Source organism: Gemmatimonadota bacterium, from assembly GCA_016713785.1.
Classification (GTDB): domain Bacteria; phylum Gemmatimonadota; class Gemmatimonadetes; order Gemmatimonadales; family GWC2-71-9; genus JADJOM01.
Map to the genome: position 1 here is coordinate 262596 of JADJOM010000001.1, position 14342 is coordinate 276937.

Below are 14342 nucleotides of genomic sequence, written 5' to 3' on the forward strand. Positions count from 1 at the left end.
GCAGCGTTGTGTCGGCGCTGTCAATGCCGATTGAATGTGGGACACTCGTGGCGGGTGAATCTGGGACACGAGTAGGGGGCTGAGCCCTATGGGGAGCGGGGGGCCTCCGCGGGGGTCACGCCCAGCGGCGGTGGTGGAGTCGGCCTGGAGGCGGCGGGCCAGGTCGCGGTGCTGGCGGAGGCGGTAGCTGTTGCCCCGGATGTTGACGATGTGGCAGTGGTGGACGAGGCGGTCGACGAGGGCGGCCGCCATGACGTCATCCCCCGAAGATCTCGCCCCAGTCCTCGAAGCCCTTGTTGCTGGTGAGGATCGTGGAGGCGTGCTCGTAGCGGCGACTCAGGAGCTGGAAGAACAGCATCGCCCCGTGCGGGTGATCGGGAGGTAGCCGATCTCGTCGATCACCATCAGACTCGGAAAGACGAGCGTTCGCAGGCGGGGGGCCAGCGTCCGCCCCGCCTGGGCCTCTTCGAGCGAGTGCAGCAGGTCGGCGAGGGTGGTGAAGTAGACCCGGCGTCCGCTCTGGGCGGCGGCCACGGCGAGCGACAGCGCCAGGTGCGTCTTGCCGACGCCCGGCGGCCCGAGCAGGACGACATTCTCCTTGCGCTCCAGAAAGCCCAGCGTGTGCAGACTGTCGATCTGCTCGCGCTTGACCGACGGCTGGAAGCTGAAGTCGAAGTCGGCCAGGGTCTTCACGGCCGGGAGCCGCGCACTCCGCATGGCGGTCTGCAGGCGGCGCGCATTGCGCAGCTCGATGTGGGCGCCGAGCAGGGCGGCGATGGCCTCGCCGGGGGCCAGGGCGCCATCGTCACAGCGCCGGAGCACGTCGTCGAGCGCCTCGAGGGCGCCGGGCATCTTGAGATCGACGAGCTGCGCCTGGACGCGCTCGCGGAGTGACGGGGCGGTGGGCGCGCGGCGGGTCATGCCCTCCACCCCCGCGAGCGCCGCGTAGGCGGCGAGGCTCCGGTGCCCACGACAACCTGGGGCACCGCGAGCGGACGCGGGGCACGGCGCGTGGGGGCGGCAGGAGCGACACATAGGGCCGCAGCGGCAGCGGCTGCAGCCGCGCCTGCTCCTCGGCCAGAAGCGCACCGCGGACCACCCCGGTGGTGCCGTGCACCCGCGGATTGGCCACGGTGTCGAGCCAGTGGGCGACCTGTGCATTGAGATCAGCGTCGCTGACGAAGGTGCGGCCGTAGAGGAAGCTGCCCCGCAGGTAGCGGATGGGGCGCTCCACTTTGCCTTTGGTCTGGGCGCGATAGGGCCGGCAGACCCGGAGGCGGAAGCCATAGTGCTGGGCGAAGCGCTGGCACTCGGGATTGGTGAGCAGGCCGCCGCCGGCGAGGCGATCGTCGCGGTGAGGACGCTCCGCATCTGGTCGAAGAGCAGGTGGCGCGGGACACCGCCCCAGTCGTCAGGCAGGCGGCGAGCCCCGTGCTGCAGCGTCCGCAGATCCTGGCGGGGATAGAAGCGGACCCACAGCAGGCGCGAGTAGCCGAGCACGACGATCAGCGCGTAGCGGATGCCCCAAGGAAGGCGGCAGTGCGCGAAGTCGACTTGGGCCTGCTCGCCGGGCGCAGTCTCGAAACGCACGACGGGCGCCGACGCGGGACGGAGGGTCCCGACGTAGGCGCGCAGCTGGGAGTAGCCGCCCGGGTAGCCCGCGGCGCGGCACTCGGCGAAGAGGCGGGTGGCCTGCAGCGCGGGGAACTCCGCCAGGCGGGCGTGAATCAACGGGTGATACGGCGCCAGTTTGCTGGGCCGCGGCGGGCGCGGGCCGTAGCGCGCGCGCAGGGTCTCGAGCGGGACGTCGAGGAGGCCCTCCTCCAGCCAGCGGTAGAGCGTCGAACGGCCGACGCCGGCGCGTCGGGCGGCCTCGCGGCGCGAGCCGCCGGCCTCTTGGAGCAGATGTCGTAGGTACACGCGGTCGGGGACTCCGTGCATGCTGGGCTCCACGCGGTGGAGCCCAAAGGTCGGGACGGAAGGGGCGGCGTGTGGCCCGCCCTCAGGAAGTGTCCCGTTTTCACCCGGCACGAATGTCCAATATTCAATCGCCACCTACAGGCGCCCCCGGCGGCGGCGGCATCGGGCCCCTGCCCACCTGCAGGGATCCCTCGGTCGCTGCGCGCCCTCGGGATGACGGGACTCTGGGGGCCAAACCAAACGACCCCACCGCGGATGCGGTGAGGCCGTGGACATCGGGACGGCGGGATTCGACGCGTCCGGACCGGCGGGCCGGCGCCGCCGGAGGCGGCGAGCGGACCGAGCACCGCCGCAGGCGGGCGGAGGTCAACCCGCGACCCCTCTGAATCCCATTCCCTTCTTGGGTTACCAGCATTGGGGTTCTCCTAGGCAGGCTGTCGGACTTTCAGCAGGTTCCGTGTGTCCGCTGCCGGGGGCCGGAAACACTGGGAGCTCGCAATGGCCGGGGATCGTCAGCCAGCCTATTGCTCCGCTTTGGCACCGATACTCATGGATAGTATTGCGCAGGCCAGACTGGAGTCCAATTGAAGCCAGCATTGCCTCAGCTACTTGGCTTGGTCCACCTCGATCTCCTCCGCCCCCCGCCACGCATGCCCTAGGTGAGGGTACTGCTCTATCACACGCCTCCCCTTCTCGACATCCGCCCTAGCCTCATCCAGGCGTCCCAGGCGTTTGCAATTGATGACTCGAGTCGTTAGCGCCATCAAGAGGGTTTCTCGCGGTGGCACTCGCTTCTCCTCCTCCGCAACTATCTGAGAAAACTGCTCGATCGCCTCACGTTCCAACCCCATCCTGCTCAGCGCCACGCCGTATTGGTGCCGAAGGACCGGATCCCCTGGATCAAACTTGAGTGCCTCGCCTAAGGCCTCTAGCCGCCCAGCGCGATCCCGTTGCACGTCCAACACCCGAGCCTTGACTCCGTAGCAGAGGGCCCCAGTCTTCTTGCTTGCCCTCTGGCAAGCCTCCTTCGCACGCTCCAGCGCAGCACCGACCCGATTTCGCGCAAGGGCATAACTGGCGATGCGAGCAAGTACGTAGGCGCTGTTCGGGGCCATTTCCCGCGCTTGCTCGAAAAGCAGTTCCGCTCCGTCCACATTTCCCGCAAAGACTTCCGACTCTGCGCGCCGGCATAGAATTACCGCGCGCTTCTCATTGGCGGTAACGATCCCGAATTTCTCAAACTCGCCTCGGAACCTTGCGACCTCCGAGACCTGTAGCTCCATCTGGTCTACAAACTGCTGCACTCGCTGGCGTGCGCGTACCTCGAGCTCTCCCATCCCTGCCAGTTCGTTGCGGGCAAAGGACAGTGTGATGGGCAAAGCACTGTAGACGATACTTCCTTCGGGCTGCTGGACCGATCGCGTTACCAGTGTCACGTCAGCGAGTTCTGACAGCGCCCGCTCAACCTGATCGGCGTTCATTTGAGTTGCCAAGCACACCTGCTGAACCGTCACGGGTCCGTCGAAGATGCTCAATAGGGCCAAAACGGTTCGGGCCTCTTGGGCAAGGGTCATCCAAATGTTGCGAAAGCTGAACTCAAGAATTGGGGAGTCCTTCCCCTTCGCATCCCCTTACTACCAAGTCCAGTCGCCGGCTCTGCTTGTACTGGCCGATGATCCACTGGATTGCCAGCGGTAACCCGCCGCTAGCCTCGGTGACCCTAGCGATTGAGTCGGGATCTATCGGAAAGCCGGCGCTGAGTTCCGCGGACTTTATCGCCAGGAACTCCTGAACCTCGACTCCGTTCAACTCCGTCACAGCCAGAGGCAACTCCCACCCGCCTGTCTTCGACCTACTAGTCAGGAGGACCTTCGCTTTGGAGTCGGGGGGAAGCCCCTGGACGAATGCGAGAATTCGTCCATCAGAGACAGTTTCCATATTGTCCAAGATGATCAGGGTCTTCCAAGCCGAGAGAAGCTCGATTGCCAGTAACCGCTTCGCCTCCAGCTCCTGCTCGGGGTTCTCCTCAAAGAGCAGGAGAATCTGGTCGAGTAGGTTTTCTAGCGAGTACAGCGAGCGCGATAGTGGGCGAATGCCCTTCTCAGTTAAGGCCGTCTCTTTTGCCGTAAGCTGGAGAATCGCCTCGAAGCGCCGTTCTTCGTAGAGCCTGTACGCCGCCCAATTGACAAGCGCGGACTTTCCCACGCCTCCAGGGCCATGCACGTTAACAATCCAAATCCGAGGATCACCGCAGATAGCGCCCACCAAGCGCTCGCGCAGGTCAGCACGACCTACAAAGCGGTCGTAGCCCCTTGGAAGGAGACGGTACGTTCCATCTTCGACCGCGAAGGGCGAAGGGGCTGCGTCCCCCCTAACGGCATCCTCGTCCGATTGAGCCTCCAGTCGTTCCAGCAGATCCCGGAGCTCTTCTTCGCTGGCGACCTTTACGGTGGAGTCCCCCCTCCGCAAATAGATCTCACCGCGTCGCATCCCGAATGGCTTTGTCGCGCAGAAGTCCCTGGCGACTAGGGTCGGACTCCTGCGCTTACGCCGCTTCTTGCTGCTTCGGACATGGATCAAAGCACATAGGACCTTCGCCCCCTCCGATTCGACCGGATGCGTGACGACATCCACTTCAAGCTCAACACCTGTTGCGCTCCGCACTTTGTCGCGCAGAAGCTTTGAATCGTAAGGAAAAGGGGCGGCAAGACCGACCACTTGCCACGTCTTGTCCATTACGCCAACTACGAGGTAGCCGCCGCCAACATTCTTCATCGCGAGCACATCGCGAGCGAACCCGCAGAGCTCTACCTCGGACTCCAGCGACAGTTGTTCCTTGAAGTCCAACCACTCGCACTCTCCACGGCACTGCAAGAGGTAGAGACAGGCGTCCTTGCTCAGATCGCCTTCGCCAACCATTCGCTCGAGATGGGCGAGATTCATTCGTGCTGCCTATTGACGGAGTAGTGTAGCGGACCGTACTACCGGCAAGGTGGACCGTCCCACCTGGCATCGCTCCGCTCTGCCTGGATACTGCCCCTACACGCTCTCTTGTCAAGCGCAGTGAACAGCCCCCTGCGGGGAGGTGGTGCACGGGGCAGTCGTGTACCGGCGAAACTGGCCCCCTGCCGGCCTGAAGGGCTCCCTCTGTCGCTGCACCCCACGGGATGACAGAACCTAGGGGCCAAACCAAACGACCCCACCGCGGATGCGGTCAGGCCATGACAATCGGGACGGCGGGATTCGACGCGTCCGGCGCAGTGTGCCGGCGCCGCGGAGGCGGCGGCATCGGGGCCCCTGCCCGCCTGCAGTGATCCCTCGGTCGCCCTGCTCCCTCGGGATGACAGGACCTGGGGGGCCAAACCAAACGACCCCACCGCGGATGCGATGAGGCCGTGGCCATCGGGACGGCGGGATTCGACGCGTCCGGCCCGGCGGGCCGGAGGCGGCGAGCGGACCGAGCACCGCCGCAGGCGGGCGGAGGTCAACCCGCGACCCCCTGAACCCCATTGCGGGGAGGCCCGGCTCAAGCTGCTGATCTACCAACCACTTAGCCGGGGTCGTCCCTCCATACCCCCTCCGTTACCCCTCCGGATGGACGGTCGGACTCGGCAACGGTAGCTTCCGCTTGTCAATCCTCACGCAAAGGGTAGGACCGCGGAACGTGACCACCTCATTGCGCGGCATCGCCACTCTGGCGCTCCTGAAAACACGATTCGATGAAGGCCGCGACCATCTAGGGCTCTTCGAGCCCTTCGTGGAAGATGCCGTTCGAGCGATCACGACGCCCAGCTTTACGGCTGCTGACGCCCGCCAGGCAGTAGAGCAAAGCCACGGTTTGGTGATTCCGACGGACACTGTCCAGACGCTCCTCTCTCGACTCACACGTAGAGGGTTCTTGCGCCGAGAAGCCGGGCGGTACTTCCCATCCGATGGGAGGACGCCAGGTCCGAGCATTGCGACCGAGCGGCAGCGCCTAGAGGAACGCCAGCTTGCAATGGCCGTTGCCTTCCAGGAGTACGCATCGCGACAGGGGCATGCCTTCGACGACCCCCTCGATGCGTTGGCCGTAATCCTTGCGTTTCTATCCGACAACAACGTGGCGCTCCTACTGGGGGACCCCGTTCCTGAGCTGGACCAAGCACAACGATCCCTCCCTCCGCGCGAGAATCGGCTCGTTGCGGCGTTCATCGCCGAAGTCGCCTTGCCGAGCGCCGACCTTCAACCGACACTCAAGGCATTGCTGGAAGGACTGATTCTCCAGAACGCGCTCTTGCTTCGCGACCTGGGGGCGGCGGGCGAACGATACCACGACCTCATGGTGTTCCTAGACACCTCGCTCTTGGTAGCGGCCCTCGGGCTTACCGGGGCTGCCGCAGAACTAGCCACAAAGGAATCTCTATCGCTCTTGCGGGACACGGGCGCTACGATTTGCGCCTTTGATCGCACAGTGGGCGAACTGCGAAGAATCCTCGCCGTCTATGAGGCACACCTGGCGACCGCCGAGGGGCGCCTAACCCTGCACCCGACAGACCTGACGAGGCATTTCGTGCAGCGCCGCTCGACTCCAGGGCGATGTACGAGTGCTCTCAGCAACTCTTGCAAAGCGGCTGGGTCACTTGGCTATTGGGGTCAGAGAACTCCCGAAGCATGACCGCCACTTCACGCTCGACGAAAAGGCGCTCTCTGTCGCCCTCACTCCTGCAGGCGACCCGACCGACACCCCCCGAGTAAGGCATGATGTCGACTGCGTCGCCGCGGTGCTGACGATGCGCGGAGAACATCGGGCTCACTCACTGGAGCGGGCTGGGTACGTATTCTCCACCACGAGTGGTTCAGTGGTTCGGACGGTCCACCGGTGGTACCGTACACAGGGGGAAGCGGGCTGCTCCCCGATTATTCACCACTTCGCGTTGACCAACATCGCGTGGCTCAAGAAGCCTGCCGCAGCTCAAAACCTCAAACTCCATGAGCTCACGTCGCTCTGCCTCGCCGCTCTACGCCCCTCCACCGCGACATGGGACCGCTTCATCGGGAATCTGCGGAGCATGCGAGCGGATGGGACGCTTACGGACGATGAGGCTGTGGCGATCGCAGCCAGTGAGCTAACGGAGCCGATGCTGGCGTCCCTGGATGACGACGTTGAGCCGGACGCCGCGACCATCGATGAGGTCATCCAACGCGTGAAGGGCAGCTATAAGGAAGAGGCTGACGCTGCCGCTTCCCAAGCCGTCGCGCTCGTGAGCGCCGAACTGGCTGCCTTTAGAACAACGGCCGAGACCGCACTTGCACGGGCCTTCCAGCTTGACTCTAGCATCAATCGCCTGCTCAAGCCCATCGCCAAAGGCATCAGGCTTGTCGCCAGCACAATCATGGGTGCGTCGGTGATCGGCGCAATTCTCCTGCCATTCCCAAACGTATTCGAGTCGGTCCCGAGTGCCTATCGATGGGTAAGCTGGGCGTTCCTACTCGTCGCCGGCGGGATCGGTTGGTTTGCGACGAAGCGTGGAGCCACTCTCGATTCACTCTCCGCCGATTGTGAGGCCCGGGTGTACTCCTGGCTACGCAGGACATTCTTTCCTTCAAGGACTCGGTAACCGCTACCCGAGGTTCACCAGCTGAGCGGCTTAGGCGCCTGAGATCGGCTGGACACATCTGCGTATTATTGGTACGTTCACCGGCCACTCTCTAGAGGCCCGTGCCGGTGAAGATCACAGAGTCCCACGATATCGTTTCGACCGGCGGGTTTGCCGAAAGCGCTGAGTGGAGGCGTGCCTGGAAGCATGTCCGAGCGGCGATCCGGAATACGGATTGGCCCCATGGATCTGGCATCTTCACGATCCGCCCGGAGAGCGGGAAGAAGCGAGGCGAGGAACGGCGTCAAGCCGATCAAGTTGCCCTGTCTCCGGAGCCTGGAGGGGGCGGGGTGGCAAACCGAGGATCTTCCGGACGTTGAGAAGGGCGTTCTCACTACCGGCGACCTGGACGCCTTGCTCCGGACCAAAGCCGGGTGCATCGCCTTTGAGTGGGAAACGGGGAATATCTCGTCCAGCCACCGGGCCTTGAACAAGCTTCTGCTGGCGCTGGTGCACGGGAGCATCGTTGGAGGCATCCTCGTGGTGCCCAGCAATGCCCTGAAGACGTATCTGACCGACAGGATTGGTAATATCGGGGAGTTGCTGGTCTACTTCCCGCTCTGGTCGTGTGTACCGGTCAAGCGAGGCGTTCTTCGGATCGTCGTGGTCGAGCACGATGCGACCAGCCCGAAGGTGCCCCGCATCCCGAAGGGCACCGACGGGCGGGCGCTCAGCTAGCCCTACCGATCCTCCACGTAGTCCCCATTGGGATGGTGCGCGACGTCGTCGGATTCCACTCGTTCGATAATCACGTCCACGTTCTCCATCTCCATTCCAACCCAGTGACGTCCGGTGTGTTCACACACATCGAATGTCGTCCCGCTGCCGCCGAATGGGTCAAGCACTAACTCCCCCGGGCGGGTGGTCAACTCCACAACTCGGCGGAGGAGCTTGGTGGAGAGTTGGTTGGCCTTCCGTTTCTTGCTCTTGAACTTCCAGTGGCGCACCGGCGGAATGTCGTTCCAAACATCCGTTAGGTTCACGCCCTTTGGGTTCATCGCGTCCCGATGCCCACCGTAGTCCTTGGTCTCCTTCCCACAGTGACGACAGACCTCAATCGGGGTCCGGATGCTGCGAAAGGTCTTCGGCTTGCCCTTGGTGAAATAGAGCAGGCTGTAGTGGGAAGGGTAGAGGCGGCCTTGGATCGGCAGCCCAAGCTTGATGTTGACTGCAATGTCGTGGCGAAACGTGAGGCCTCGCTCCATCATGTGCGCCCCGAGCAGGAGGTTCCAGCGCGGGATGTTATAGAGGAAGAAGGCTCCGCCGGGCTTGAGGGTTCGGATGCATTCGTCAATCCATGCCCGGCACCACGTGACGTATTCGGAGTCCGGGCGCAGGTCGTTCACCTTCGCTCCGTATTCCTTGCCGAGGTTGAACGGCGGGTCCGCAAAGACCGTGTCCACCACGGCGTCCCTGACGTAAGGAAGCACGGCGAGGCAATCGCCGTGGAACAGGACACCCATTTCGCTGACGTAGCACGGCTTCGGGGCATCACGCGTCTGGCGGAGGACTCCAGGCGCGCGCCACGGCTTGCCGAACTTGAGCTTGGTTTGAGTCGCAGTAGTCATGGGGTTCGACGATACTCCAAAATGTGGCACCCGGCCAGCTCGGCGGTGGAGATGGAGAGGTGTAAGATAGCCACGGTTGGCCTGCCGGTTGTCATCGAAAAAATGCGTGCCTGCGCCGGATCATTCCACATACGCCCGGTACCGCGCCACCGCATCCTCGTGCTGGTCGGGAGGTGATTGGCATACACGTCCAGCGTCATCTTGGCGCTGGCGTGGCCGAGCCGCTGACTGACCACGTGGACCGGCACCCCGGCGCCCAGGAGCAGGGTACAGTTCGTGTGCCGCAGGTCGTACAGCCGCACGCGCGGGAGCCCGGCCGCGGCGAGGAGCGGGTGAAAGTGCCGCTTCTTGACGTTGCGGTGATCTACGGGGCGGCCCAGCGGCCCGGCGAAGATCAAGTCATGGTCCTCGTACCGGATGTCCGATGGAACGGCGGGAAGTGGGTTCCGCCCCCGTGGCAGAGGTTGTGAGGGGCGCCGTCTCGGACCGGCGACACCGGCCCCTGCCCGCCTGCAGGGATCCCTCGGGCGCTGCGCTCCCTCGGGATGACAAGACATGGGGGGCAAACCAAACGACCCCACCGCGGATGCGGTGAGGCCGTGGCCATCGGGACGGCGGGATTCGACGCGTCCGGCCCGGAGGGCCGGCGCCGCCGGAGGCGGCGAGCGGACCGAGCACCGCCGCAGGCGGGCGGAGGTCAACCCGCGACCCCGGCAGCACAAAGCCCCGCCACTCTCGTGGCAGGGCTTCGCGATGGATCGGGACGGCGGGATTCGAACCCGCGACCCCCTGAACCCCATTCAGGTGCGCTACCGGGCTGCGCTACGTCCCGTTACTGCGGGGCGCACAAGTTACCCCCGGGACGGGGGGATTGGTAGGGCCAGCCGGGAACCCGGCCGGCCCCCACTCCCGCGCCTAGACCGCCGCCAGCGCCGGGTAGTCGATATAGCCCCGGGCATCCCCACCATAGAAGGAAGCGGGGTCCGGGGCGTTGAGCGGCGCGCCGCTCCGGAGCCGCTCCGGCAGGTCGGGATTGGCCAGGAAGGTGGTCCCGAACGAGACCAGGTCGGCCTCGCCCCGGCCGAGCACCACCGCGGCGCTCTCGGCGCCGTAGCCGCCGTTGGCCTGCGAGCGGGCCGCCGAAGGCCGCCTTGAGCGCCGGGGTGATCCGGGCCCCGCGGCCGGGGTGCGCCACGACTCGCCGATCGGCCTGATGACGTGCAGGTACGCCAGGCCAAGGGGCCGCAGCGCCGCCGCCGCGGCGGTGAAGGTGGCCACCGGGTCGGCGTCGGACATGTCGTTGAAGCCGCTGGTCGGCGAGAGCCGCACCCCCACCCGCCCCGCCCCCACCGCGCCCGCCACCGCCGACACGACCTCCACCAGGAAGCGCAGCCGGTTCTCCAGGGAGCCGCCGTACTGGTCGGTGCGGTGGTTGGTGCCGCTGCGCAGGAACTGGGCGACCAGGTAGCCGTTGGCCGCGTGGATCTCCACCAGGTCGAAGCCGGCCGCCATGGCGTGCCGCGCCCCGCCGCGAAGCCCGCGATGACGCCGGGGATCTCGGCGGTCTCGAGCGCGCGCGGGGTGACGAAGGGCTGCATTCCGGTGCCGGTGAAGACCTGCCCGCGGGCCGGATGGCCGACGGCGCCACCGGCGCCGCGCCCCGGGCTGCAGGGTCGGGTGGGAGATCCGCCCCACGTGCCACAGCTGCAGGGCCATCCGGCCGCCGGCGGCGTGGACGGCGTCGGTGACGGCGCGCCAGCCGGCCACCTGGGTGTCGGAGTGGATGCCTGGGGTACCGGGATAGCCCTGCCCCTCAGGCACCACCTGCGCGCCCTCGGTGATGAGGAGGCCGCCGGTGGCGCGCTGGAGGTAGTACTCGACCATCATGGCCGTGGGCACGTTGCCGGCGCCGGCCCGGTTGCGGGTCATCGGGGCCATCACCACCCGGTTGGCGAGGGTGACGTCACCCAGGGTGATCGGGGTGAAGAGCGGGGAGGTCGTGGGGTCGGTCATGGAATCAGCTCCTGTCGGCGAGTGCCGCACTGCTCAATTGTTGTAGACTGCACGGTACATTAATGAATCATTCGTCCAAATAAAAAGGCGCGTCAGCCCCTGGGTGCGGGCCAGCCCGGCGAGCGCGTCGCGGACCGCGGGCGGCAGCGCCGCGGCCACCTCCGCCTCGACCCGCGCGGCACGCACCGCGCCGTCGGCCTGACGCTCCCGCCCCACCCGGGTGATCTCCGCCCGGATGCTGCGCCGGTCGTCGGGCGAGTGCACCCGCCGCACCATGCCCTCGGCCTCGAGCCGGTCCACCAGCTGGGTCACGTTGGAACGGACGCAGGCGCTGCGCTCGGCCAGGGTGCTGAGGGGAAGCGACTCCCCGCCTCGACCAGGTGGGAGAGGACCTTGAGCTTGGCGTGGGTGAGGTCGATCTCGCCCAGGGTGCGCTCGAGGCGGCCCTCCACGGTCCGGGCGGCCTCGAGCAGGGCGATGAGCGCCTGATCGCCGCCACTCGCTGCCCCGGAGGCCGGGCCTGAGTCCGCGCGACTGTTCATGCGTGAACTATATGGGTAAGTGGGAGCGGATGCAAGGGGGGAGGAGCAGTGGCGCGTGGCCAGCTCCAGGGCGATCTCCGCCGGACCCTTACTTCCGGGGTGGAGACCTGCAGAGGGAATGTCCCCTGGAGCGGACCGCGCAGCCTGGGGATGGGCAGGAGGCGTACCAGAATCGCCTCCTCCGGCTAACCTCAAGCAATAAAACGGGATAGACTATCGCGCCGGACCCAGCCCGGTGCCCGGTGCGCCCCGCCGCGGCGGTGAGGGTGCGACAGGGGAGGCAGAACGAGGCGGTGGGGCGGTAGGGCGGTAGGGCGGTAGGGCGGTAGGGCGGTAGGGCGGTAGGGCGGTAGGGCGGTAGCGAGGCTGTGGTGGCGGGAGGATTCCGGGATAGCTTACGTGGCCCGACCAGACCGTCGAACCCCCGAACCGCCGAACCGCCCATGCACCGCCGCCTCTTCCTCCGCCGCACCAGCCAGGCCGCCCTGGCCCTCGGGCTCCTCCCCCAGCTCAGCGCCTGCGGCAAGGAGGGACCGACCGGGAACGACGCCCCGCTGGTGACGCTCCGCGACCGCTACTTCCTCAAGGCGCTCGAGCTCAACCCGGTCACCGCCACCTACCTGGGCGGCGACGCCTACGACGCCTCGCTGGTCCGCATCAACGGCCGGCTGCGCGACTGGCGCCCCGAGGCGCTCGAGGCGGAGCGGCGGTTCTACGAGGAGATCGAGGCTGAACGCCAGCGGCTCGACCTGGCCACCCTCTCCCCCGCCGCCCGGGTGGACCACGCGGTGCTCGGCGCGCAGCTGGCCTTCCTGCTGCGGCAGCAGGGCACCTGGCGCTCCCACGAACGCTGCATCGACACCTACGTGGCCGAGCCGTTCCGCGGGGTCGACTGGCAGATCCAGGGGATGACGGAGGTCGGCGACTCGGCGGCTCGGCGGGCCGGCGATGCGCCGGGAGGCGTGCCGCAGGACCGCGGCACCGAGCTCGAGTGGCAGATGGTGGTGAACCGGCTGGCGGCGATCCCGCCGTACCTCGAGGCGGCGCGCGCCAACCTGGCGGCCGGGGTGAAGGCCGGCAACGCCCCGACCACCGGATGATCGAACGCGACGGGGTGAACGGCGCCAAGGCCAACGCGGAATACTTCCGGAAGACGCTCCCCGAGCTGGCCAGGGGGTACCTCGGCGCCCGGCCGTTCGCGGGCGGGATGCTCACCGAGGTGACCGCCGCCGGGCGCGCCGCCGCCGACGCCTGGGAGAGCTTCGCCGGCTTCCTGCTCAGCACCTACGACGCCAACGACGTGGCCGACCGCTTTGCCCTGGGCGAGGCGGAGTACGCCTGGCGGGTGAAGCAGTGCCTCGGCCTCGACCGGAACCTCGAGGACCTCTTCGCCTACGGCGCGGACCAGACCGCCGCGTACGAGAAGCAGCTGTTCGAGGTGGCGGAACAGGTGGCGCGGGACGCGGGACTCGCGCTGGCGTGGAGCGGCGACGCCGCCCGGCGGGTCTCCGCCCGGGCCGTGATGGACCACCTGTCCACGGACTCCCCGCGGGACGACGACGAGCTCTTTGCCTGGTACCGCGAGGCCGGGGAGCGGGCGGTGGCGTACGGCCGCGCGCAGCAGCTGTTCGACATCCCCGAGGACTACCGGCTGGAGGTGACTCCCACGCCGCCGGTGCTGCGCTCCACCATCGACGCCGCGTACTACCCCGCCCCACCATTCAAGCAGAGCGGCGTGGGCCGGTTCTACCTCTCCCCCACCGGCAACGACCCGGCGGCGCTCCGGCTCAACAACCGCGCCTCGGTGGCCACCACCGCGGTGCACGAGGGCTTCCCCGGCCACGACTGGCATTACAAGTACATGACCCGCCACGCCGCCGAGATCAGCAACCTGCGGTGGTTCACCCCGGGAGCGGTGGAGGACTCCGCCTCGATGTGGCAGGACTCGATGGCCTCCGAGGGATGGGGGCTGTACAGCGAGGAGCTGATGGCGGAGCCGATGGACGGGAAGCCGTACGGCTTCTACACCGCGGCGGAACGGCTGTACGAGCTGCAGGGCCAGCTGCTGCGCGCGGTGCGGGTCCGGGTGGACGTGGGGATCCACACCGGGCGGATGACCTTCGACGAGGCGGTGCGGTACTACGCCGAGCACGTGGAGCTCTACCCCGGCGCCCCGGAGGCCGCGGCGAAGGACCCGCAGGCCCGGGCCATCGTGGAGAGCGCCACCCGCGCCATCTACCGCTACTCCAAGTGGCCCACCCAGGCGATCACCTACAACCTGGGCAAGAACGCGATCATCCAGCTGCGCGAGGAGCTGCGCACGCAGCAGGGCGAGAAGTTCTCCGCCCGGGACTTCCACGAGCGGCTGCTGCGGTTCGGGACGATCCCGGCGGGGTACGTGCGGGACGTGATGCTGGGAGGGTGAGGAACCAACGGGGAAGAGGGAAAAGGGAAGCGGGAAGAGGGAAGAGGGAAGAGGAAGCCCCGGCCCGCCCGGCCTGTCATCCCGAGGAGCGTAGCGACGAGGGATCCCTGCGGGTCCGGCCTGGGCTGCAAGGGATCCCTCGGGCCTGCGGCCCTCGGGATGACGGCCGGTGGGGTCGGGTCCCTTCCCCCGTTCCCCCGTTCCCTCGTTCCGCTTCCCGCTTCCCCGCCGTTCCACT

General features: G+C 66.9%; 13 protein-coding genes, 1 tRNA gene and 3 pseudogenes. 6 read left to right on the top strand and 11 right to left on the bottom strand.

What is annotated here, in order from left to right; all coding sequences use genetic code 11:
• Window positions 1-129: 129 nt before the first annotated feature.
• From IPJ95_01160 to IPJ95_01180, 5 genes and pseudogenes are all read right to left on the bottom strand, one after another.
• Window positions 130-717: pseudogene (locus IPJ95_01160) on the bottom strand (ATP-binding protein).
• A gap of 490 nt (window positions 718-1207) precedes the next feature.
• A pseudogene (locus IPJ95_01165) lies at window positions 1208-1408 on the bottom strand (DDE-type integrase/transposase/recombinase).
• A gap of 416 nt (window positions 1409-1824) precedes the next feature.
• Window positions 1825-1941 (bottom strand): annotated as a pseudogene (locus tag IPJ95_01170) (helix-turn-helix domain-containing protein).
• Between the two features lie 584 nt (window positions 1942-2525).
• On the bottom strand, window positions 2526-3401 hold the full coding sequence (locus tag IPJ95_01175; protein MBK7922236.1) for a hypothetical protein: 876 nt from the start codon (window positions 3399-3401) through the stop codon (window positions 2526-2528).
• Window positions 3402-3516: 115 nt separating this feature from the next.
• Window positions 3517-4863 carry a putative DNA binding domain-containing protein gene (locus IPJ95_01180; protein ID MBK7922237.1) on the bottom strand — a complete coding sequence of 449 codons (1347 nt, stop codon included), beginning with the start codon at window positions 4861-4863 and terminating at the stop codon, window positions 3517-3519.
• Window positions 4864-5584: 721 nt separating this feature from the next.
• On the opposite strand from IPJ95_01180, the gene IPJ95_01185 reads away from it, so the two are divergent.
• The 4 genes from IPJ95_01185 (at window position 5585) to IPJ95_01200 (ending at window position 8234) form a co-directional block, all read left to right on the top strand.
• Window positions 5585-6574 carry a hypothetical protein gene (locus tag IPJ95_01185; GenBank protein ID MBK7922238.1) on the top strand — a complete coding sequence of 330 codons (990 nt, stop codon included), beginning with the start codon at window positions 5585-5587 and terminating at the stop codon, window positions 6572-6574.
• Window positions 6504-7517: a hypothetical protein gene (locus tag IPJ95_01190; GenBank protein MBK7922239.1), complete on the top strand. Its 1014-nt coding sequence runs from the start codon at window positions 6504-6506 to the stop codon at window positions 7515-7517. Before IPJ95_01185 ends, IPJ95_01190 begins: the two co-directional genes overlap by 71 nt.
• A 101-nt stretch (window positions 7518-7618) precedes the next feature.
• Window positions 7619-7876, top strand: coding sequence for a hypothetical protein (locus IPJ95_01195; GenBank protein MBK7922240.1), 258 nt, complete (start codon window positions 7619-7621; stop codon window positions 7874-7876).
• On the top strand, window positions 7815-8234 hold the full coding sequence (locus IPJ95_01200) for a hypothetical protein (GenBank protein MBK7922241.1): 420 nt from the start codon (window positions 7815-7817) through the stop codon (window positions 8232-8234). Before IPJ95_01195 ends, IPJ95_01200 begins: the two co-directional genes overlap by 62 nt.
• Window positions 8235-8236: 2 nt before the next feature.
• Here the strand turns inward: IPJ95_01200 and IPJ95_01205 are convergent, their stop codons facing one another.
• The 6 genes from IPJ95_01205 to IPJ95_01230 all read right to left on the bottom strand — a co-directional run bounded on the left by IPJ95_01205 (window position 8237) and on the right by IPJ95_01230 (window position 11679).
• Window positions 8237-9124, bottom strand: a complete 888-nt coding sequence (locus IPJ95_01205) for a site-specific DNA-methyltransferase (protein ID MBK7922242.1) — start codon at window positions 9122-9124, stop codon at window positions 8237-8239.
• Window positions 9121-9522 carry a tyrosine-type recombinase/integrase gene (locus IPJ95_01210; protein MBK7922243.1) on the bottom strand — a complete coding sequence of 134 codons (402 nt, stop codon included), beginning with the start codon at window positions 9520-9522 and terminating at the stop codon, window positions 9121-9123. Before IPJ95_01210 ends, IPJ95_01205 begins: the two co-directional genes overlap by 4 nt.
• 360 nt (window positions 9523-9882) lie before the next feature.
• Window positions 9883-9956 (bottom strand) — tRNA-Pro (locus IPJ95_01215).
• Window positions 9957-10039: 83 nt separating this feature from the next.
• Window positions 10040-11137, bottom strand: coding sequence for an alkene reductase (locus IPJ95_01220; protein ID MBK7922244.1), 1098 nt, complete (start codon window positions 11135-11137; stop codon window positions 10040-10042).
• A gap of 33 nt (window positions 11138-11170) precedes the next feature.
• The gene (locus IPJ95_01225) at window positions 11171-11482 is read right to left on the bottom strand and encodes a MarR family transcriptional regulator (GenBank protein ID MBK7922245.1); all 312 of its coding nucleotides are present in this window, start codon (window positions 11480-11482) and stop codon (window positions 11171-11173) included.
• Window positions 11446-11679, bottom strand: coding sequence for a hypothetical protein (locus IPJ95_01230; protein ID MBK7922246.1), 234 nt, complete (start codon window positions 11677-11679; stop codon window positions 11446-11448). Before IPJ95_01230 ends, IPJ95_01225 begins: the two co-directional genes overlap by 37 nt.
• A 443-nt stretch (window positions 11680-12122) precedes the next feature.
• Here IPJ95_01230 and IPJ95_01235 point away from each other — a divergent pair, with 443 nt between their 5' ends.
• The gene (locus tag IPJ95_01235) at window positions 12123-12779 is read left to right on the top strand and encodes a DUF885 family protein (GenBank protein ID MBK7922247.1); all 657 of its coding nucleotides are present in this window, start codon (window positions 12123-12125) and stop codon (window positions 12777-12779) included.
• The gene (locus IPJ95_01240; protein MBK7922248.1) at window positions 12776-14104 is read left to right on the top strand and encodes a DUF885 domain-containing protein; all 1329 of its coding nucleotides are present in this window, start codon (window positions 12776-12778) and stop codon (window positions 14102-14104) included. Before IPJ95_01235 ends, IPJ95_01240 begins: the two co-directional genes overlap by 4 nt.
• Window positions 14105-14342: the final 238 nt, after the last annotated feature.